9 protein-coding genes and 1 other RNA gene are annotated in these 21,688 nt (G+C 67.8%); 4 read left to right on the forward strand and 6 right to left on the reverse strand.

Annotated features, from left to right (window positions below):
* Positions 1-9 precede the first annotated feature (9 nt).
* Together ACCQ05_RS01245 and tssA are read left to right on the forward strand one after the other, a co-directional pair.
* The gene (locus ACCQ05_RS01245; RefSeq protein WP_372392683.1) at positions 10-9,003 is read left to right on the forward strand and encodes a two-partner secretion domain-containing protein; all 8,994 of its coding nucleotides are present in this window, start codon (positions 10-12) and stop codon (positions 9,001-9,003) included.
* 50 nt (positions 9,004-9,053) lie between these two features.
* Positions 9,054-10,103, forward strand: coding sequence for a type VI secretion system protein TssA (gene tssA, locus ACCQ05_RS01250; protein ID WP_372392685.1), 1,050 nt, complete (start codon positions 9,054-9,056; stop codon positions 10,101-10,103).
* Positions 10,104-10,349: 246 nt separating this feature from the next.
* On the opposite strand, the gene ACCQ05_RS01255 is transcribed toward tssA, so the two are convergent.
* Positions 10,350-10,640 (reverse strand): DUF2782 domain-containing protein, encoded by a 291-nt coding sequence (locus ACCQ05_RS01255; RefSeq protein WP_372392686.1) that lies wholly within the window; start codon positions 10,638-10,640, stop codon positions 10,350-10,352.
* Positions 10,641-10,717: 77 nt separating this feature from the next.
* Here ACCQ05_RS01255 and polA point away from each other — a divergent pair, with 77 nt between their 5' ends.
* Complete coding sequence (gene polA, locus ACCQ05_RS01260; protein ID WP_372392687.1) at positions 10,718-13,498, forward strand: DNA polymerase I; 2,781 nt, start codon at positions 10,718-10,720, stop codon at positions 13,496-13,498.
* Between the two features lie 570 nt (positions 13,499-14,068).
* On the opposite strand, the gene hemF is transcribed toward polA, so the two are convergent.
* The 5 genes from hemF to ACCQ05_RS01285 all read right to left on the reverse strand — a co-directional run bounded on the left by hemF (position 14,069) and on the right by ACCQ05_RS01285 (position 19,678).
* The gene (gene hemF / locus ACCQ05_RS01265) at positions 14,069-14,968 is read right to left on the reverse strand and encodes an oxygen-dependent coproporphyrinogen oxidase (protein ID WP_228964087.1); all 900 of its coding nucleotides are present in this window, start codon (positions 14,966-14,968) and stop codon (positions 14,069-14,071) included.
* A 539-nt stretch (positions 14,969-15,507) separates the two neighbouring features.
* Positions 15,508-16,074 (reverse strand): hypothetical protein, encoded by a 567-nt coding sequence (locus tag ACCQ05_RS01270; protein WP_228961313.1) that lies wholly within the window; start codon positions 16,072-16,074, stop codon positions 15,508-15,510.
* Complete coding sequence (locus tag ACCQ05_RS01275; RefSeq protein WP_228961312.1) at positions 16,071-16,787, reverse strand: hypothetical protein; 717 nt, start codon at positions 16,785-16,787, stop codon at positions 16,071-16,073. The genes ACCQ05_RS01270 and ACCQ05_RS01275 overlap by 4 nt, the downstream gene beginning before the upstream one ends.
* A gap of 132 nt (positions 16,788-16,919) precedes the next feature.
* A non-coding RNA gene (locus ACCQ05_RS01280) (sX9 sRNA) lies at positions 16,920-16,995 on the reverse strand.
* 316 nt (positions 16,996-17,311) lie between these two features.
* Complete coding sequence (locus ACCQ05_RS01285; protein WP_372393876.1) at positions 17,312-19,678, reverse strand: prolyl oligopeptidase family serine peptidase; 2,367 nt, start codon at positions 19,676-19,678, stop codon at positions 17,312-17,314.
* Between the two features lie 627 nt (positions 19,679-20,305).
* On the opposite strand from ACCQ05_RS01285, the gene ACCQ05_RS01290 reads away from it, so the two are divergent.
* On the forward strand, positions 20,306-21,649 hold the full coding sequence (locus tag ACCQ05_RS01290; protein WP_372392688.1) for an AMP-binding protein: 1,344 nt from the start codon (positions 20,306-20,308) through the stop codon (positions 21,647-21,649).
* The last annotated feature ends 39 nt before the right edge of the window (positions 21,650-21,688 follow it).

Here is a 21,688-nt window from a genome sequence, read left to right on the forward strand (position 1 = left end):
GATCTGCGCATGCACGCCAACCATACCGCCGTCACCGCTGCAGGCCGTTCCTCCCGTACGTTGCCGCCACGCGCGCCGCTGGCGCTTGCGCTGGCCGCCGCGCTCACGCTCAGCGCGCCGGCCACCGCGCAGGTCGCCAGCACCCAGCTGCCCACCAGCGGCAGCATCGCCGGCGGCACCGGCACCATCCAGGCGCCCAGCGGCGCTACCCAGGTCATCACCCAGACCTCGAACCGGATGGCGCTGACCTGGTCGTCCTTCGACGTCGGCTCGGCGGCCACGGTGCGCTTCGATCAGCCTTCCAGCAGCGCGGCGGTACTCAACCTGATCGGTGGCAGCTCGGCCAGCCAGATCTTCGGCAACCTCAGCGCCAACGGCCAGGTGTTCCTGATCAACAGCCGCGGCGTGCTGTTCGGCAATACCGCGCAGGTCAATGTCGGCGGACTGGTGGCCAGCAGCCTGAGCACCAGCGCGGCGAACTTCATGAGTAGTAACGACGCGCTCGATGCCGGCGGTTCCACCGCCTCGATCATCAACAGCGGCACCATCACCGCGGCGGCAGGCTCGGTCAACCTGATCGGCGGCCAGGTGGTCAACGACGGCACCGTCACCGCCACCGCGGGCAACATCACGCTGGCAGGCGCCGACCGTGTCACGCTCAATTTCGAAGCCGGCGGTTTCGGTGTCATCATCACCCGCGCATTGCAATCGCAGCTCGCCACGCTGGCAGTGCAGAACACCGGCAGCCTGATCGCACCCGGCAACACCATCAGCTTGCAGGCAAGCGCCGCCAGTGGGGTGTTCAGTCAATTGATCAACAACAGCGGCATCATCAGCGCCGCCTCGCTGTCGTCGGCCGGTTCCGACGGCAGTGTCTCGTTGGTCGCCAATGGCGCCACCGGTACGGCCATCGGTGGCAGCGGCAGCATCAATGCCGACACCGGCTCCATCGGCTACAGCGCCGGCTCGGGCGGTATCGAACAGACCGGCGCCCTGACTGCCGGTGATCTCAGCGCCACGGCCGGCAGGGACCTGCTGCTCACCGGCAGCAACCAGATCGCCGGCATCCGCGCCACGGTGGGCGGCAACCTCAGCGTGACCAACGCACGCAGCCTCGGCCAGGCCAGCGCACTCGAGGTGAACGGAACCAGCACCTTCGCGCTGGGCAGCAACGCACTCACGCTGGACAATGCGGGCAACAACTTTACCGGCGCGGTGAATGTCACCGCCGGTACCACCCGCATCGATGACGGCAATGCGCTGACGCTGGGCACGCTCAACACCGGCAACCTCACCGCCACCAGCAATGGCGCGCTCAATCTGGGCAGTGGGAGCGTGGGCGGTACGCTGACGGCAGTCAGCAATAACGGCGCGATCATCCAGTCCACCGGCAGCGGCCTAACCGTCACCGGTACCAGCAACCTGCAGGCGGGCACCGGCGCGATCACGCTGACTACCGGCAGTAACGACTTCCAGCAGGCGGTCACGCTTGGCGGTGCTGCCATCGCCATCACCGACAGCAATGCATTGACGTTGGGCACGTTGTCCACCGGCAACCTCACCGCCACCAGCACCGGCGCATTGAACCTGGGCAGCGGCACGGTGACCGGCACGTTGGCGGCCAGCAGCAATAATGGCGCGATCACCCAGTCCACCGTCAGCGGTCTGAGCGTGACCGGCACCAGCAACCTGCAGGCGGGCATCGGCGCGATTACGCTGACCACCGGCAGCAACGACTTCCAGCAGGCGGTCACGCTTGGTGGCGGTGCCACCAGCATCACCGATGCCAATGCGCTGACGCTGGGCACCCTGTCCACCGGCAACCTCACCGCCAACAGCACTGGCGCACTGAACCTGGGCAGCGGCACGGTGAATGGCAACCTGACCGCCACCAGCAACAACGGCGCGATCACCCAGTCCACCGTCAGCGGTCTGACCGTCACCGGCATTGGCGATGTGCAGGCCGGCACCGGCGCGATCACGCTGACCACCGGCAGTAACGACTTCCAGCAGGCGGTCACGCTTGGCGGCGGTGCCACCAGCATCACCGATGCCAATGCACTGACGCTGGGCACCCTGTCCACCGGCAATCTCACCGCCACCAGCACCGGCGCATTGAACCTGGGCAGCGGCACGGTGACCGGCACGTTGGCGGCCAGCAGCAATAACGGCGCGATCAGCCAGTCCATCGTCAGCGGGCTGAGCGTGACCGGCACCAGCAACCTGCAGGCGGGCACCGGTGCGATCACGCTGACCACCGGCAGTAACGACTTCCAGCAGGCGCTCACGCTTGGCGGCGGCGCCACCAGCATCACCGATGGCAATGCGTTGACGCTGGGGACGCTGTCCACCGGCAACCTCACCGCCACCAGCACCGGCGCATTGAATCTGGGGAGCGGCACAGTGGGCGGGGCGCTGACGGCAGTCAGCAATAACGGCGCGATTGGCCAGACCGGCCCGTTGAACGTCACCGGCGCCGGCACCATCAACGCGGGCAGCGGCGCCATCGTGCTCAACAACAACAGCAACGATTTCGCCGGCGGCCTCGGCCTCACCGGCGGCAGCGTCAATGTGTACGACCGCAACAATCTCAGCATCACCGCGTTGACCAGCGGCCCCAACGGCGCGGTGGAGCTGTTCTCCAATGCCACCCTCAGCCTGTCTCCTTTCGCGATCGACACCGGCACCGCCTTGCTGTACCTGGCCTCCAACGGCGGTGCCCTGAGCACGGCCGGCAGCTTGCGTGGCGGCACCGTGAGCCTGCGCGCGCGCGACGGCATCGGCATCGGTCACGACGTCGATGCTGCGTCGCTGATCCTCACCACCGGCAATGCCGCGGTGAACCAGACCGCGGGCAGCGTGGTGGTGGCCACCACCACCACCGCCAACACGGGTAGCGGCGCGGTCACCCTGAGCGGGGCCGGCAACAATTTTTCCGGCCTGCTCACTCTCTCCGCCGGCAACGTGCAACTCAACGATGTCGACGGATTGTCCCTGGGAACGGTGAACACCGGTGCGCTGACCGTCAACAGCAACGGCGCCCTGAACCTGGGCAGAGGCACCATCAACGGTGCGTTGATTGCCAACAGCGGCAGTGGGGCAATCACCCAGACCAATGCGCTGACCGTGACCGGAGCCAGCACGCTGAATGCCGGCAGCGGCACCATCACGCTGGACAACGCCGGCAACGATTTCCAGGCGGCTGTCAGCCTCACCGGCAACGGCATCACCCTGCGCGACGCCAACGCCCTGACCCTGGGCGCGCTGACCGCCACCGGTAACGCTGCCACCCAGGTACTGGCCGGCGGAACACTCACCCTGCCCACGCAGGCGATCGACACCGGCACCGGTGACCTCAGCCTCACGTCGCTCGGCGGTGCGCTGACCACCGCGGGCACGCTGGCAGGCAACAATGTGGCGCTGCGCGCCAGCGGCGCCCTGAACCTGGCGCACGCGATCCAGGCGCGCGGCACGCTCGGGCTGATCAGCGACACGGCGGCGATCACCCAGACCGCCGGCCTGCTCGATGCGACCGGGGCGACCACCGCCACGGCGGCGGCAGGCGCCGGTGCGATCACCTTGAACGCCACCAACAACGACTTCCAGGGTGCGCTGTCGCTCACCGGCAGCACGGTGCTGATCAACGACCGCAACGCGCTCAACCTCGGCAGCCTCGGCACCAGTGCACTCACCGTCGCCAGCCACGGCAACCTGGACCTGGGGCAGGGAACCATTGGTGGCACCCTGACCGCGTCCAGCAACGGCGGCACGATCGGACAGAGCGGCGCGCTGACGCTGACCGGTGCGGCGACGCTGGACGCGGGCAGCGGCGCCATTGCGCTGGGCAACAGCGATAACGATTTCCAGGACGCGCTGGCGCTGACCGGCACCGGCATCTCGGTGCGCGACCGCAACGCGCTGCGCATCGGCGCACTGACCGCCGGAGCCGGCGGCGATGTCGCCCTCACTGCCGGTGGCGGACTGTCGCTGCCCGTGCAGGCGATCGACATCGGCAGCGGCAATCTGAGCCTGACCGCAGACGGCGGGTTGCTCGGCACCACCGGCGAGCTGCGCGCCAACCAGATCCGTCTGCACGGTGGCAGCGGGTTGAACCTGGCGCATGACATCACCGCCGCCAACAGCCTGACCCTGACCACCAACAACGCGGCCATCACCCAGACCGCCGGGGCGATCACCGCCGGCGCGCTTGCTACGGTCGATGCCGGCACCGGTGCCATTGCGCTGGAAGGCAGCAGCAACGACTTCGTGGCACAACTGACACTGACCGGCACCGGCATCACCGTCTACGACGCCAACGACCTGTCCATCGCCTCGCTGAGCAGCGGCAGCAACAGCCCGGTCACGCTGACCGCAGGCCGCGCGCTCAGCCTGCCGATGCAGGCGATCGATACCGGCAGTGCGGATCTTCGCCTGAGCTCGGAGAGCGGCACCTTGCTGACCAACGGCGCGCTGAGCGGGCGCAATGTCAGCCTTAATGCCGGCGCCGGCATGGTGCTGCGGCACGACGTCAACACCAGCGGCAACCTGCGGCTGACCACCGACAACGCCTTGATCGCCCAGCAGAGCGGCAAGGCCGATGTCGACGGCACTACCCAGATCGTCGCCGGCAGCGGCGACGTATCGCTGACCAGCCAATCCAATGTCTTCAGCGACACGGTATCGGTCAGCGGTGACCAGGTACAGATCGATGCGCTCGGTGCGTTGCGCTTCGGCAGCTTCGCCACCACCACACTGACCGCGCGCAGCGGCGGCGCCTTGAACCTGGGGCAGGGCAGCACTACCGGCACGCTGATCGCCCGCAGCGGCAGCGGCGGCATCACCCAGACCGGTGCAGTGACCGCCGGTGGCGCAGCCACTGTGGATGCCGGCAGCGCTACGATCGCGCTGAACAATGCGAACAACGATTTCCAGGGCGCGGTTGGCCTGGCTGGCAACGGCATCGCCCTGACCGATCGCAACACCTTGTCGGTGTCATCGATCACCGGCAACAGCACCGGCGACATTGCGCTCACTGCGCAAACGCTCAACCTCCCGGCATCGGCAATCTCCGCCGGCACCGGTACGCTCAGCCTGACCGCTACCGGCAGCGCCTTCAGCACGGGTGGCAACCTCAGCGGCGGCAACGTCGTGCTCGACGCACGCGACGGACTGACCTTGGCCAACGACATCAGCGCCAACAACGCCCTGACCCTGCGCACCACCAATGCCGCGATCAACCAGACTGCCGGGCAACTCCTGGTTGGCGGTGCCACCAACGCGAACGCCGGCACCGCCGCCATTGCACTGACCGGCAACAACGACTTCCAGAATGCAGTGACGCTGACCGGCGGCGCAGTGCAGATCAACGACCGTAATGCGCTAACACTGAGTGTGCTCAACACCGGCGCACTCACCGTCACCAGCAACGGCGCACTGAATCTGGGCCAGGGCACCGTCAACGGCGCACTGATCGCCAACAGCAGCAACGGCGCCATCACCCAGACCGGCGCACTCGACATCTCCGGCACCAGCACTCTCAACGCCGGCGGCAGCGCCATCACGCTGAATAACGCCAACAACGATTTCCAGGGCGCGGTCGGCCTGGCCGGCAACGGCATCACCGTCAGCGACACCAACACGCTGTCGGTGTCGTCGATCAGCGGTAACACCAGCGGCAATATCGCGTTGACCGCCCAAACGCTCAACCTCCCGGCATCGGCAATCTCCGCCGGCACCGGCACGCTCAGCCTGACCGCTACCGGCAGCGCCTTCAGCACAGGCGGTAACCTCAGCGGCGGCAACGTCGTGCTCGATGCACGCGACGGCTTGACGCTCGCGCACGACATCAACGCCGGCAACCTGACCCTGCGCACCACCAATGCGGCGATCAACCAGACCGCCGGCCAACTCGCGATTAGCGGTACCACCGGTGCAAACGCCGGCGCCGCCGCCATTGCACTGACCGGCAACAACGACTTCCAGAATGCAGTGACGCTGACCGGCGGCGCAGTACAGATCAACGACCGTAATGCGCTGACACTGAGCGCTCTCAATACCGGCGCACTCACCGTCACCAGCAACGGCGCACTGAATCTGGGCCAGGGCACGGTGAACGGCGTACTGGTCGCCAACAGCACCGGTGGCGCCATCACCCAGACCGGCGCACTCAACATCTCCGGCACCAGCACTCTCAACGCTGGCACCGGTGCAATCACGCTGAGTAACGCCAACAACGATTTTCAGGGCGCGGTCGGCCTGACCGGCAACGGCATCACCGTCAGCGACACCAACACGCTGTCGGTCTCGTCGATCAGCGGTAACACCAGCGGCAATATCGCGTTGACCGCCCAAACGCTCAACCTGCCGGCATCGGCGATCTCTGCTGGAACCGGCACCCTCAGCCTGACCGCCATCGGCAGCGCCTTCAGCACGGGCGGTACGCTCAGCGGCGGCAACGTCGTGCTCGATGCACGCGACGGCTTGACGCTCGCGCACGACATCAACGCCGGCAACCTGACCTTGCGCACCACCAATGCCGCGATCAACCAGACCGGCGGACAGCTCACCGCAGGCGGTGCCACCAACGCGAACGCCGGCACGGCGGCCATCGCATTGACCGGCAACAACGATTTCCAGAGCGCGGTGACGCTGACCGGCGGCGCAGTGCAGATCAACGACCGTAATGCGCTGACACTGAGCGCGCTCAACACCGGCGCACTCACCGTCACCAGCAACGGCGCACTGAACCTCGGCCAGGGCATGGTCAACGGCGCACTGGTTGCCAACAGCAGCAACGGCGCCATCACCCAGGCTGGCGCACTCGACATCAACGGCACCAGCACGCTCAACGCCGGCAGCAGCGCAATCACGCTGAATAACGCCAACAACGATTTCGCCGGTGCAGTGAGCGTGGCGGGATCCGGCATTGCGCTGGTAGACCGCAACGACCTGCAGGTCGTGTCCCTGCAGAGCGGCGGCAACGCCTCGGTCTTGCTGGATGCCGGCGGCGCCTTGCAGCTGCCCGCCAGTGCGATCGATGTCGGTACCGGTGCGCTGAGCCTCACTGCGCGCGGCAGCGCGCTGACCACTACGCACGCCTTGCGCGGCGGCGATGTGCAGCTCAGCGGCGCCAACGGGATTGCGTTGGGCGAGGGCATCAGCGCCAGCGGCACGTTGAGCCTGCGCAGCACCAACGCCGCCATTACCCAGACTGCGGGCACGTTGCAGGTGGCCGGCAACAGCGTGGTGGACGCCGGCAGCGGCGCGATCACGCTAAACGCGGCGGGCAACGATTTCCAGGGGTCGCTCGCGCTGACCGGCGGCGCCACGCGGGTGCGCGATACCAATGCGCTCAGCCTGGATGCACTCGACACCGGCGCCTTGACCGTCGCCAGCAATGGCGCATTGAACCTGGGCTTTGGCCTGGTCAATGGCGATCTGGATGCTGCCAGCAACGGCGGTGCGGTGACCCAGACCGGTGCGTTGACCGTGACCGGCGCCACCCGCATCAACAGCGCCGGCGCGACCATCGCGCTGGCCGATGCCGGCAACGATTTCCAGTCGGCCCTCAGCCTGAGCGGTGGCGATACCCGTGTGCGCGATCGCAACGGGCTGACGCTGGACACGCTGGACGTGGGAGCGTTGGACGTTGCCAGCGGTGCCGGCCTGAACCTGGGCCAGGGCCGTATCGGCGGCACGTTGGTGGCGCGCAGTGGCGGTAACGGGATCGGCAGCAACGGCGGGCCGACCGCGCAGGCGGTGGTGCGCCCGACCGCCACCGGCGCCGACATCACCCAGCAGGGCGCGTTGACCATCGTCGGCAACAGCGTGCTCGACGCCGGCACCGCCGCCATCGTGCTCACCGATGCCGGCAACGATTTCCAGGGCAGCGTGCAGGCCAGTGGCGGCAGTATCGCCCTGGCCGATCGCAACGACCTGGCTGCCGCCGCGCAAACCAGCGGTGCGGTGAACCTGCAGGCCGGCGGCCAGCTGTCCAGCAGTGGCGCGATCAGCGGCAGCAGCGTAACGCTGGGCAGCGGCGGTGCCACGCTGCTCGCACACGACATCACCAGTGCCGGCACGCTCAGCCTGCGTAGCGGTGGTGCGATCACCCAGCGTGCCGGCAGCCTGCGCGCAGCGCAACTCAGCGGCAGTGCCGCCGGTGCGGCCACGCTGACCGGCGCCGGCAATGCCATCGGTACGCTGGGCGATTTCAGTGCGCAGGGCCTGGACGTGTTCAGCGCCACCACGCTGCAGGTCAGCGGGCGCGTGGATGGCGGCAGCCTGCTGCGGTTGGGCAGCGGCGGCGGCCTAGTGCTGGACGGACAGCTCAACGGCGCCACCACCTGGTTGCAGGCCGCGGCCGGTATCCGCCAGCGCGCCGGCAGCACGCTCAGCGCCAACCTGCTCGGCGGCACTGCCGGCGGGCCGGTGGCGCTGGGCGATACCGGCAGCTTCATCGACAACCGCGTGGTGCGCCTGGGCGATTTCACCGCCAGCAACGGCTTCAGCCTGACCAATGCCGGCGACCTCACCCTGGTGCTGTCCAACGGCAGCATCTACAGCGTGGATGCCGGCAACGCCGCGCTGTCGCTGTCGGTGCGCGGCGATCTGCTGCAGGAAGGACGCGCCACGCTGCGCGATGGCACCGGCAGCTTCTCGGCCACCGGGCGCATCGGTACCCAGCAGGATCCGATCTACCTGATCGGGACCGGCACCCAGACCATCGGATTCGTCGGCGCGCCGCCTGCCTATTTCAATGCCACCACCGCCGGTGGCGGCCTGCTGGACCTGAGCGGCGGCTCCAGCTTCAACGTGCCGGCCTCCGCCTTCGCCGGCCGCGCGCAGAGTTCGGCCAGCCGCACCATCGCCTTTGTCGATCTGTCCGCGTCGGGCACCCCGTACCGTGCGTTCGGCCTGGTTCGCCCGGGGCTGCGCCTGCCCGACGACCAGCAGCCGGCCTGCGATGCCGGCGATCCGGACGCGGTCTGCACGCCCCAGTGATCGCCCCGCCGCCGCCTCGCCGCGGCGGCATCCCCGACGGAGCCCATGCCATGCACGACGACAGCACCCTGCAGACCCTGCTCGCACCGGTCAGCGACGACGCGCCGGCCGGCCCGGACCTGGAGTACGACCCGGACTTCCTGCGCCTGGAACGCGACTCGGCCATCCGTGCCGAGCGCAGCCTGGGCGATGCCGTCATCGCCGCCGAGGAACCCGATTGGGACAAGGTGCAGGCGCTGGCGCTGGAATTGAGCCGGCGCAGCCGCGACCTGCGCGTGGCCAGCCGGCTCGGCGCCGCCTGGCTGCGCCTGCGCGGGCTGCCCGGATGGGCCGACACACTGGCGCTGATCCACGGCCTGCTGGAGCAGCATTGGGACAGCGTGCACCCGCAGCTGGATGCCGACGACGACAACGACCCCACCGCGCGCGTCAACGCCCTGGTCGGCCTGAGCGACCCCATGGGCCTGCTCGGCGCGTTGCGCACCACCGCCTTCGTGCAGTCGCCGCGGCTGGGCCGTTTCAGCCTGCGCGACCTGCGCGTGGCCAACGGCAGCATCAAGCTCCCCGACGGCCAAAGCGGCCCCAGCCTGACCGAGATCGAAGCCTGCTGCCTGGATTGCGCGCCCGAGACCCTGGCCGCCTCCGCCCAGGCCATCACCGAGGCGCTGGCGCGCGCGCGCGCGATCGACGCCCTGCTGACCGAACGCCTGGGCACCGCCGCGCCGGACCTGCGCCCGCTGCTGGCCGACCTGCGCGAACTGGAGCGCTTCGTGCTGCCGCATTGGCAGGCCCGCGATGGTGGCGCCACCACCGCCGCAACCCCGGAGGCCGATGCGACGCCGGCAGGCGAGGGCAGCGAGGTGGCGCACGGCAGCAGCGCCCGCCCGCCCGGCGCCATTGCCGGCCCGGACGATGTGCTGCGCCGCCTGGACGAGATCTGCGCCTACTACGCGCGCTGCGAGCCTTCCAGCCCGGTCCCCATGCTGCTGCGCCGCGCGCAGCGCCTGGTGGGCTGCGACTTCCTGGCCTTGATGAAGGAACTGGCCCCGGCCGGCATCGACGACCTGCAACGCGTCACCGGCCCGCTGGACAACGGCTGAGCCTTGCGCCCAGGCCAACCGACAGCCGCGTGGCAAGCAGCGGGACGAGCCGACCGACGGACCTTGGGCTGCGTGACCCACGGCAGGCGTGCCTGCACGCGCAGCGCAGGCCGCGATGGCCCCGCTGTCGCGGCTTCTTAGCCGATTGCCCAATCCCGCGGGCAATCGCACCGCATCAGGTCGGCGCACCGCCACCAGAGGCACGCAAGCCCCAGCGGTTGCCAATCCCCAATCCCGGATCCCGAATCACCAGCTATACAGCTGCCAATACACCTTGTTGACCTTGTCCTTCTCCGCGTCGGTGTGCCCATCGTGGTCGCGGTCGTACAGGAAATACGGCGCGCCGCGTGCCGGCGTGACCCGCACCATTTCCAGCTGACCGTTGACGCGGTATTCGTCCACCTTGTCGCCATTGCCCATGGTCTTGCTGGTGACATCGGCACCGGCCGGGATGCCGTCGCCGGCAGTGCCGCCGGAGGTGGTCGCACAGCCGCTAAGCAGCAACAGCGGCAGCAAAAAAAGACATGCTCTCTTCATCGTGATGGTCCGTGTGAGGTCGCCGCCGAGTATGCGCCGGCCGGATGTGGCGTGGGCGTGCAGCGTAGAATCGGGCCATGAGCAGATTAGTCCTGATCGACGGGTCCAGTTACCTGTATCGCGCGTTCCACGCGCTTCCGCCGCTGACCAATGCCCAGGGCGAGCCCACTGGCGCTTTGTTCGGCGTGGTCAACATGTTGCGCGCCACCTTGAAGGAGCGCCCGGCCTACGTCGCGTTCGTGGTGGATGCGCCCGGCAAGACATTCCGTGATGACTTGTATGCCGACTACAAGGCCAACCGCCCGTCGATGCCCGACGACCTGCGCGCGCAGGTGCAGCCGATGTGCGACATCGTGCATGCGCTGGGCATCGACATCCTGCGCATCGACGGCGTGGAGGCCGACGATGTGATCGGCACGCTGGCGCTGCAGGGCGCCGCCGACGGCCTGAGCGTCACCATCTCCACCGGCGACAAGGACTTCGCCCAGCTGGTGCGCCCGGGCGTGGAGCTGGTCAACACCATGAGCGGCAGCCGCATGGATTCGGACGCGGCGGTGATCGCCAAGTTCGGCGTGCGCCCCGACCAGATCGTGGACCTGCTGGCGCTGATGGGCGATGCCATCGACAACGTGCCCGGTGTGGAAAAGTGCGGCCCCAAGACCGCCGCCAAATGGCTGGCCGAATACGACTCGCTCGACGGCGTGATCGCCAACGCCGACAGGATCAAGGGCAAGATCGGCGACAACCTGCGCGCCGCCTTGCCGCGGCTGCCGCTCAACCGCGAACTGGTCACCATCAAGACCGACGTGGTGCTGGCCAGCGGCCCGCGCGCACTGGAGCTGCGCGAGCCCAATACCGAGGCGCTGGCCGCGCTGTATGCCCGCTACGGCTTCAGCCAGGCGCTGCGCGAACTCGGTGGCGCCGCTGCCGCTGGCGTGCAGACCGAAGCGATGGCGGTGGCCCGCACCGAACCCGGCCGCGCCCGCGGTACCGGCTTCGTCTCCGGCCCGGCCAGCGCGCCGGTGGAGATCGATCCGGCACTGGCCGCGCCTGGCCAGTACGAGACCATCCTGACCCAGCAACAGCTGGACAGCTGGATCGCGCGCCTGCGTGCGGCCGGGCAGTTCGCCTTCGATACCGAAACCGACAGCCTGGACGCGCTGCAGGCCAACCTGATCGGGCTCAGCGTCGCCGCCGAGCCCGGCCAGGCCGCCTACCTGCCGTTCGGCCACGACTTCCCCGGCGCCCCGGCCCAGCTCGATCGCAGCCAGGCACTGGCGCAGCTGGCACCGCTGCTCACCGACCCGGCCGTGCGCAAGCTCGGCCAGCACGGCAAGTACGACCTGCACGTGATGCGCCGGCATGGCGTGGAGCTGGCCGGCTACGCCGACGACACCTTGCTGGAGAGCTTCGTGCTCAACTCCGGCAGCGCCCGCCACGACATGGACAGCCTGGCCAAGCGCTACCTGGGCTACGACACCGTCAAGTACGAAGACATCTGCGGCAAGGGCGCCAAGCAGATCCCCTTCGCCCACGTCAGCCTGGAAGACGCCACCCGCTACGCGGCCGAAGACGCCGACATCACCCTGCGCCTGCACCAGGTGCTGGGCAAGCGCCTGGCCGACGAGCCCAGCCTGGAGCGCGTCTACCGCGAGATCGAGATGCCGCTGGTGAGCGTGCTGGCGCGCATCGAGGCCAATGGCGTGTGCGTGGATGCGGCCGAACTGCGCCGCCAGAGCGCGGACCTGTCCAAGCGCATGCTCGCCGCCCAGCAGAAGGCCACCGAGCTGGCCGGGCGCAGCTTCAACCTGGATTCGCCCAAGCAGCTGCAAGCGCTGCTGTTCGACGAACTCAAGCTGCCGGCGGTGGTCAAGACGCCCAAGGGCCAGCCCTCGACCAACGAGGAGGCGCTGGAAGCCATCGCCGACCAGCACGAACTGCCGCGGGTGATCCTGGAGTACCGTGGCCTGGCCAAGCTGCGCAGCACCTACACCGACAAACTGCCGGAGATGATCCACCCGCAGTCCGGGCGCGTGCACACCAGCTACCACCAGGCCGGCGCCGCCACCGGGCGGTTGTCTTCATCCGATCCCAACCTGCAGAACATCCCGATCCGCACCGAGGACGGCCGCCGCATCCGCCGCGCCTTCGTCGCCCCGCCCGGGCGCAAGCTGATCGCCTGCGACTATTCGCAGATCGAGCTGCGCATCATGGCCCACCTGTCCGGCGACCCAGGGCTGGTGGGCGCGTTCGAGTCCGGTGCCGACGTGCACCGCGCCACCGCCGCGGAAGTCTTCGGCCGCACCATCGACACCGTCAGCGGGGATGAGCGCCGCGCCGCCAAGGCGATCAACTTCGGCCTGATGTACGGCATGAGCGCCTTCGGCCTGGCCCGCCAGCTCGGCATCGGCCGTGGCGAAGCGCAGGACTACATCGCGCTGTACTTCAGCCGCTATCCGGGCGTGCGCGACTTCATGGAAATCACGCGCCAGCAGGCGCGCGACACCGGCTACGTGGAAACCGTGTTCGGCCGCCGGCTGTATCTGGACTTCATCAACGCCGGCAGCCAGGGCCAGCGCGCCGGTGCCGAGCGCGCCGCCATCAACGCACCGATGCAGGGCACCGCAGCGGACATCATCAAGCGTGCGATGGTCCGCGTGGATGGCTGGATCGCCGGCCACGCACAACGCGCGAAGATGATCCTGCAAGTGCACGATGAGTTGGTGTTCGAAGCAGACATCGATTTCGTCGACACGCTGCTGGCCGAAGTCACCACGCGCATGGCCGCCGCCGCCGAGTTGCGCGTGCCGCTGGTGGTGGATTCGGGCATTGGCGATAACTGGGACCAGGCGCACTGACGCGGCGATATGCGCTGATATGCTGAATGCGCAGACCAGCCATACAACACTCAAACATAATCCGAATCGGGCTGGTTTGAGGGAATGAATAATCGCTAAATTCTACATTTTTTTAACAGTCATCTTCACGATCCATCAATGTAGAAAATGGTGTTATATCCCTCGACGGGCGCAACGCCTGTCGGTAGATCTCTCCCATCCCCTGGAGCAGATCTCGGAGCGGAAACTCCTCCCCAAGTTTCCGTTCCCTGGCCCCGCCGACCTCCCCCTGGTCTGCGGGGCTTTTTATTTTCCGGGCGCTTCAGCAACATCCGCCCATTGCGCGACGCAGCATGGCGCTGCCGAATGCGAAGCGGCGAAGATTAATCACAAATTTAAATAGGCGCGATTAATTCAATCAATCAACACAGCGTTTCATTTTCCCAATTCAGGTTTAACTGAAAGGAATACGAAAGCAATGGATCGCGATCGATGCCGCGTGCCGGGACGCGAGCCGATACCGGCAGCGACCAGGTGCCGGACCGATCGCATCGCGGCAATGGATTGAGCGCCTTGCCGCGATGCGGGCGATCAACCCAGCCAGTCGCGCGGAACCAGATAGTCCAGCAAGCGTGCCTCGGCGCTACCGGGCTCGGCGCTGTAGCCGTATTCCCAGCGCACCCGCGGCGGCAGGCTCATCAGGATGCTCTCGGCGCGCCCGCCGCTCTGCAGCCCGAACAGGGTACCGCGGTCGTAGACCAGGTTGAATTCCACGTAGCGCCCGCGCCGGTACAGCTGGAACTCGCGCTCGCGCTCGCCGAACGCGGTGTCCTTGCGGCGCTGCACGAGCGGCATGTAGGCATCCAGGAAGCCATTGCCCACTGCCTGCTGATACGCAAAGTCGCGCTCGAAGTCCTGGCCCAGGTCGTCGAAGAACAGCCCGCCCACGCCGCGGGTTTCGTTGCGGTGGCGCAGGAAGAAGTATTCGTCGCACCAACGCTTGTGCGCGGCATAGCGCCCTTCGCCGAACGGGGCGCACAGCGTCTGCGCGGTGCGGTGCCAGTGCTGCACGTCCTCGTCTACCGGGTAGAACGGGGTCAGGTCGAAGCCGCCGCCGAACCAGGCCGCGACCACCTCGCCATCGCGTTCGGCGCGGAAGTAGCGCACGTTCATGTGCGTGGTCGGCACGTGCGGATTGTGCGGGTGGAACACCAGCGATACGCCGCAGGCGCGCCAGGTGGCACCGGCCAGCTCGGGCCGGTGCGCACTGGCCGAGGGCGGCAAGCGGGTGCCGGAGACGTCCGAAAAGCCGATGCCGGCCTGTTCGAACACTGCGCCATCGCGCAGGATGCGGGTGCGCCCGCCGCCACCTTCCTCGCGCTGCCACAGGTCTTCGGAGAAGCGCGCCCGTCCATCGGCGGCTTCCACCGCGGCGCAGATACGGTCCTGCAGGTCGGTCAGATAATCGCGTACACGGTCGAATTCGTTCATGGCCCAATTCTAAGCGGTGCATCGCGGCCGGTGCGCCCACCCAAACGCGCCAGTTTGTCGCAGGGCGATGTGGCGGGTTGATGCTTGGCCGAAGAGCGGAAGAGCGGAAGAGCAACTGATCTGCAGGTTGGCTGCAGGGCCCTTGCCCGCCTACCATCGCAGGACACGCTGCAAGTACGTCCATGTAAGCTCCGTGGCGGCATCCATGCCGCCAAGGGTCCCGCGACGGTGGGCGGGCAAGGACCAGTCGAATTGGTCGGTCTGCATGGCTCAACAGCGACCAGCAAGCTGCGACGCGGTGAGGGCGCCGCGCCCTCGACCAGACCTGAAGATAACAAAGCGATCGCGATACGCACGATGCAGTCGTCGCTACCTGATGGCGCAATACTGGCAGATCAGGCCGAGAGCGGATCATCAGCGCCTTTGCTGCAGGGCCCGGTCTGCGCCCAGGCGCGAGACGCTGAATGTCGAAGACGTCATGCCCTGACCGTCGTTGGCAAGGACATTCGCGGCCGGTGACCGGTGCGCTGCTGCAGCCACTACGCCTGGGAAAACTCCGCGCGAACGGATGGCGTGCACAGCCGCCATGCCACTGCTGCGTGTACGCAGCCGATTGCCACGACGCCCAGGCCGGTGAGGATGAACGCCATCTGCCGGGTTGCCTGCAAACGTGCCTGCATCTGTGGCCATTCCGGGCTCTGCAGCACATCGGCGGGTAGTAACGTCTGCACGCCGTCGAACAACGGTCCGATCAACGCCAGCCCGCCGAAATTGAGCAGGCCGGTCACCACGAGCACCACCACGAAACCGACTCTTGCCCATTCGCGCCGTTGCAGCAGCGCCCAGCTCAACCACGCGAAGGCGGCCGACAGCACCACGCCGGCAACAGAGAGCGACAGCGCATGGTCGATCAGCCATTGCCAGGAGCGCGGCAGGGTGATGCCTTCGGGCAGCCCCAGCGATGCTGCATCCGGCGTCAGCGCGATCAGCACGATCTGCAACAGGTTGGCCAGCGCACTCACCACGCCCAGCAACAACGACACCCATGCCAGCGGCGAGACGAATCCGCCGTGCGGCTGCGGTGCTACGCGCCGTGTCGCGTTCATTGCAGGGATGCGATATGCGCAGCGACCGCAGCCTGCCCCGGCGGGTCCAGCGCAGGCTGCAGCTGTGCGTACCAGCCGGGCAGGGCATCGGCCGGCAGGCACTGGCGCAGCAGCGGGGTGCTGCGCTCGAGAAAAACCTCCAGGAACGGCAGGCCACGCACATACAGGAAATGACTGTCGGTGATCGACATGCCTGCATATGCCTCGCGCAGCCACTCCAGATGCGGGAGGGCATGCGCACCATGGCCGGCGCGGGTCAGCGCGGTCAGGAAGCTGGTGCGCGCGGTGGCCGGGGAGGTCGCCCGTTCCTGCGCATTGAGATCGTCGAAGGTCAGCAGCCACTGCTCGCCGCGCGCAATCTCGTTGCACATCACCGCGGTGGTGGCCAGCTGCAACGCGTTGTGCGCGGTGGGCTCCAGTTCGTACAGCGCCAGCCAGTACGGATAGGCCTCGCGGTAGCGGTCCAGTGCGCTCAGCGACAACGCGCACAGCCGCTGTGCGTCGGCCCCTGCCTGCAACTGCGCCTGCGCCGCGTCGTAGGCGCCAACGTGATCGCCTCGCTGGAATGCGGCCAGCGCAGGCTGCAGGGCCGGATCGATGTCGACCGCCTGCGCTGGGTCTTCCTCGCCAGCGGCGGGTGTCACGGTGGGCTCGGTGCGCGGCGCCTGCGCCGCAGCGGTCTTGCGCCCAAACAAACGGTCCCACAGGCCCATCGCATCTCCTCATGTGCGCCAGCGTCGTTGGTCATCGCCACCACGCCGGCGGCGCAGCGGGCATGCGGCAGGCCGGTACAGCGGTGCGCGAACGCAGCATTGCTATGCCGATCCTGACGCCAAGCTTAGAGCGGCTAACAAAATGTAGCGAGCGGTCGTCAGATGGGTGCGGACGGCGCGGAGGAACCGCAGTGTACGAGTGGTACATGCCGATTCCGAGCACCGACCGCGCCCGCCTGGCGGCCGCGCAGTAGTTTTGCTAGCTGCTCTTAGAGCCAATGGCGTACCGGCAGGTGAGCGCACAGCAACGCGGCATCCGCTTGCACGGCGCCCGCGGCCGGCCCGTGTCTGCGCGCGGGCCACGTTGCCAGGGCAAACGACGGCGGTGCTGGTCGAAGCGGTTCGCAACCTGCGTGGCCTGCACGGCAGGCGCAGTTTCCTGCGTGCAAGGCCACAGCCGCAGACGCGAGGGCCGGTTCTCCGAGCGCCCGCTGCGTCCATCTTGCGACGGGTGCAGCAGCCGCTCAGCGCTGCGGTTTCACCTGTTCGTTGAACAACTTGAGGATGCGCTTGTACTCGTCCAGCCACGCATCGGCGCGGGTGAAGCCGTGACGTTCCAGTGGATACGGCGCTACCTGCCAGTTGTCCTTGTGCAGCTCGATCAGCCTCTGCGTCATGTCCACCGAGTCCTTGAAGAACACGTTGTCGTCGATCATGCCGTGGGCGATCAGCAGATGGTCCTGCAGCCCGTCGGCATAGTTGATCGGCGAGGAGGTCTGGTAGGCCTGCGGATCGAGCTCGGGCGTGTTGAGGATGTTGGAGGTGTACTCGTGGTTGTACTGCATCCAGTCGCCGACCGGACGCAGTGCCGCGCCTGCCTTGAACGTGCCGGGGCTGCGGAACAGCGCCATGTAGGTCATGAAACCGCCGTAGGAACCGCCATAGATGCCGGCGCGGCTGCGATCGCCCTGCTTGGTGGCCACCAGCCAGTCCAGGCCGTCCAGGTAGTCTTCCAGCTCCGGGTGGCCCATGTTGCGGTAGATCGCCGTGCGCCAGTCGCGGCCGTAGCCTTCGGAGGCGCGGTAGTCCAGATCCAGCACGATATAGCCTTGCTGCACCAGCAGGTTGTGGAACATCTGCTCGCGAAAATACGGCGTATAGCGTTGCGACACGTTCTGCAGGTAGCCGGCGCCGTGCACGAACATCACCACCGGATACTGCTTGCCTGGCTCGGGCGTCTGCGGGCCGTAGTACTTGCCCCAGACCGTGCCGGCGCCATGCTTGGACGGCACCTGCACGTACTGCGGTGCGATCCACGACTGCGCCTTGAATGCGGGCGTGCGCGTATCGGTGAGCACCTTGGCCTGGCCCCCGGCGGCCGGCACCACCGCCAGCTGCGGTGGCAGATACGCACCGGAGTAACGCACCAACAGCTGCTGCCCGTTCGGCGAGAGGCTGAAGTCTTCCACGCCATTGAAGGCGGTCACTTCGGTGAGCTGATCGGTGCGCAGGTCGAGCTTGCACACCTCGTAATCGCCCGGCCATTTTTGGTTGCACAGGAAGTACATGCCGCTGCCGTCGGCATCAGCCACCGGCTTGGAGACCTCCCACTTGCCGCGTGTGCGCTGGCGCGGCTTGCCGTTGCCTTCGATCGTGTACAGCTGCGAATAGCCGGATTCTTCGGACAGCAGCCATAGCGTGCGGTTGTCGGGCAGCCAGCCGAAATCGTTGAAGTCCCAATTGATCCAGGCGCCATCGCTCAGGCGGTGGCGCGGCTGCAGCTTGGCCGCGTCCAGATCCACGCTGGCGATCCAGCGGTCCTTGTTGTCGGTGGCGCGGAGCTCCACCGCCACGTTGCGGCCGTCGTCGCTCCAGTGCACCGCCGGACCGCTGCCATCGCCATCGCTTTCCACCCGCACCGCGCGGTTACCCTTGAGCGCATCGCGCTTGGCGGCCTTGCGCAGGCTTGCCAGCGGATCGGTGGCGATGCCCGGCAGCGCGTCGAAGGACAGTTGCCGCGCGCTGCCGGCGGTGACATCCACCAGCCACAGCGTGTGCGCGACCGGCGCATTGCGGCCCACGCGGGTACGCACTTCCTGGAATTCCTCGTAACCGGATTCGGTGACGTACTTGGGCATCTTGCCGGCCTGGCCCTCTTCGGCATTCTTGGCCTGGGTGACCACCAGCAGATGGCGGCCGTTCGGCGACAAGGCGCTGTCGACGATCTCCACTTCATCGCCCAGGTACACCGGCGCGGCGGCGCGGGTGGCATCGGCACGGCGCCAGGCATCTTCCTGGGTGCGCAGCGCATCGCGTTGTTCGCGGTCGCGCCGCAGCGTCGCCAGGGTGGCCAGTTGCTGCTCGCGCAACGTATCGGCCTTGGGCGCGGCATTGGGGTCGCGCTCGGCCTTGACCACGGCGACCTGCGCGGTGCCGCCGTCGGCGCGCCAGTGGTACCAGTTGTTGCCTGCACGCCAGATCGCACCGCCATCGCTGGCGAACTGCGGGCGCGATTCGATCTCGTTGCTGCGGGTCAGCTGGGTGAGCGCGCCCGAGCGCAGATCGCGCAGGAAGATGTCGCCGTTGCGCGCGAACAGCATGCGCTGGCGGGTAGCGTCGTAGCTGGGGTTGGCTGCATCCAGGCCGGCACGCGCGCTATCGGCGACGCGTTCGGCGGCGGCGCTCTCGACGCCCTGCCGATAGGTGTCGCGTACCGGGCTGCCGTTGCGCTTGAGCAGGTATTGCACCTGTTTGCCGTCCCACTGCCACCATGCCTGCTCGACCGACGGCCCGATCCAGTCCGGATCGGCCATCACCTGTTCGATGGCGAGCGGTGCGGCAGATTGCGCATGCGCGGTGGCGGCCAGCAGCAGGAGGGTCAATGGCAACAGTCTGGGCATCGGAGACAACTGGGCGCAACGGAGAGCGGGCAAGCCTAGCAGTTCGCCCGCGCCAGGGGCTTGGGCCACAGGTCATGCGTGGGATACGTCGGCGGCGACATGCGGCGAAATCACGAGGCGAGCGCGACTATTGCGCGCGGTCGCCGCGGTAGGCAGTGCGGTGGGTGCGTCACACGATGCCGCCATGTGGCCTGCATCCGGGAGACGGGCTGCGCCAGAGTGACCGCTTCCGGTGGCGTACACGCCCCGCGCAACGAGCCCTGCGATGTCTGGCGGCAGCCCTGGGACCTGCGTTGGCAATGACGCCGACGCTGCGATGCGAAAGCGCTGGCGCATCGACACCAACATCCATCGACACTAAACGCCAATCCCCAATCCCCAATCCCCAATCCCCAATCCCCAATCCCCAATCCCCAATCCCTGCATGGCATGCGCTGCCGGGCGGCGTGCGCCAGTGCGCCCGGTCCTGCGCGCCACCACCGTCCTGGGCTTGGCTATCGCTCGCCTGGCCGCGATGGTTGCAGCGTAGCGTTGCCGCAGCAGCGACCGGGAAGCTCCCGACTTGCCAGCGGCCCGGGTGGCGGCCAAGCTAGCGCGCTTTTGCGATTGTCGATGCACATGCCCAGCCCGTCTGCTTCTGCTGTTTCCCACCCCATGGCCGTCGGCGCGCCCGGCCGGCCGCTGGCGTGGCGCGCGGGGCAGTCGGTCGATCTGGCAACCTTCATCGCGCACGTGCACGGTCTGGCACAGCAATTGCCCGAGGGGCGTCATGCGGTGAACCTGTGCGAAGACCGCTACCGGTTCATGGTGGCCTTCTATGCCTGCGCGTTGCGCGGGCAGGTGTCGCTGCTGCCGTCCTCGCGCGCGCCGGCCGTGGTTGGCGAAGTGCAGGCGCGGCATGCCGATGCCTATTGCCTGGGCGATCTGGCGCTGGAGCTGGCGCCGCCACGCTATTGGCAACTGCCCGCCGAGCTGCCGCAGGCCGACGGCCCGATACCGCAGCTGGCCGACGACGCCCTGGTGGCGATCGGTTTCACCTCCGGCAGCACCGGCAGCCCGCAGCCCAATCCCAAGACCTGGGGCAGCTTCCTGACCAGTACCCGGCAGGATCTGGTCGCGCTGCAAAGCCTGTGGGCGCACACCGACGCGGTGCCGCACGTGGTGGCCACGGTGCCGCCGCAGCACATGTACGGCATGGAGTTGTCGGTGCTGTTGCCGATGGTGACCACCCTGGCGGTGCACGCCGGGAGGCCGTTCTTTCCGGACGACGTGGCACGCGCCTTGTCCGAGGTTCCGGAGCCGCGGGTACTGGTGACCACGCCCGTGCATCTGCGCGCGCTGGTCGAATCGGGCGTGGTGTTGCCGCCGCTGGTGGGCATCGTTTCGGCCACTGCACCGCTGGCGCAGGAGATCGCCGCGGCAGCCGAAGCGCGCTTTGGCGGGCAAGTTCGCGAGATGTTCGGCTCCACCGAAACCTGCGTGTTCGCGGTGCGTCGCACTGCGCTGGAAGCGGCCTGGACACCGCTGCCCGGCGTGCGCCTGGAAACCCAGGGCGCCGGCACCCTGGTCCATGCGCCGCATCTGGCGACGCCGGTGTTGCTGGCCGACATGATGGACGTTGCACAAGACGGCCGCTTCCAGGTGCGTGGACGCCAGGCCGATCTGCTGGAAATCGCCGGCAAGCGTGCCTCGCTGGCCGATCTCACCCGCCGCCTGCTCGCCATCCCCGGCGTGGTCGACGGCATCATGGTGCAACTGGCACCCGAATCCGGGCAGGCCGTCGGCCGCATTGCCGCCCTGGTGGTCGCCCCGACCCTGGACGAGGCGCAGATCCTCGCCGGCCTGCGCGCCAGCGTGGATCCGGTCTTCCTGCCACGCCGCCTGCGCAAGCTCGCAGTGCTGCCACGCAACGAAACCGGCAAGCTGCCGCGTGATCTGGTGCTGGGCCTGCTCAACGGCTGAGCGATACCAGGCAGGCTGCTCGGTGTGGGTGTCGAGAGG

The sequence above is a fragment of the Xanthomonas sp. NCPPB 3582 genome, assembly GCF_041475735.2.
GTDB lineage: Bacteria > Pseudomonadota > Gammaproteobacteria > Xanthomonadales > Xanthomonadaceae > Xanthomonas > Xanthomonas codiaei.

Bases quoted from the DNA above. Each gene is read 5' to 3' on its own strand.
- ACCQ05_RS01255 (WP_372392686.1), bottom strand. From the start codon at position 10,640: ATGAAGAGAGCATGTCTTTTTTTGCTGCCGCTGTTGCTGCTTAGCGGC.
- tssA (WP_372392685.1), top strand. From the start codon at position 9,054: ATGCACGACGACAGCACCCTGCAGACCCTGCTCGCACCGGTCAGCGAC.
- ACCQ05_RS01275 (WP_228961312.1), bottom strand. From the start codon at position 16,787: ATGGGCCTGTGGGACCGTTTGTTTGGGCGCAAGACCGCTGCGGCGCAG.
- polA (WP_372392687.1), top strand. From the start codon at position 10,718: ATGAGCAGATTAGTCCTGATCGACGGGTCCAGTTACCTGTATCGCGCG.
- ACCQ05_RS01270 (WP_228961313.1), bottom strand. From the start codon at position 16,074: ATGAACGCGACACGGCGCGTAGCACCGCAGCCGCACGGCGGATTCGTC.
- ACCQ05_RS01245 (WP_372392683.1), top strand. From the start codon at position 10: ATGCACGCCAACCATACCGCCGTCACCGCTGCAGGCCGTTCCTCCCGT.
- hemF (WP_228964087.1), bottom strand. From the start codon at position 14,968: ATGAACGAATTCGACCGTGTACGCGATTATCTGACCGACCTGCAGGAC.
- ACCQ05_RS01290 (WP_372392688.1), top strand. From the start codon at position 20,306: ATGCCCAGCCCGTCTGCTTCTGCTGTTTCCCACCCCATGGCCGTCGGC.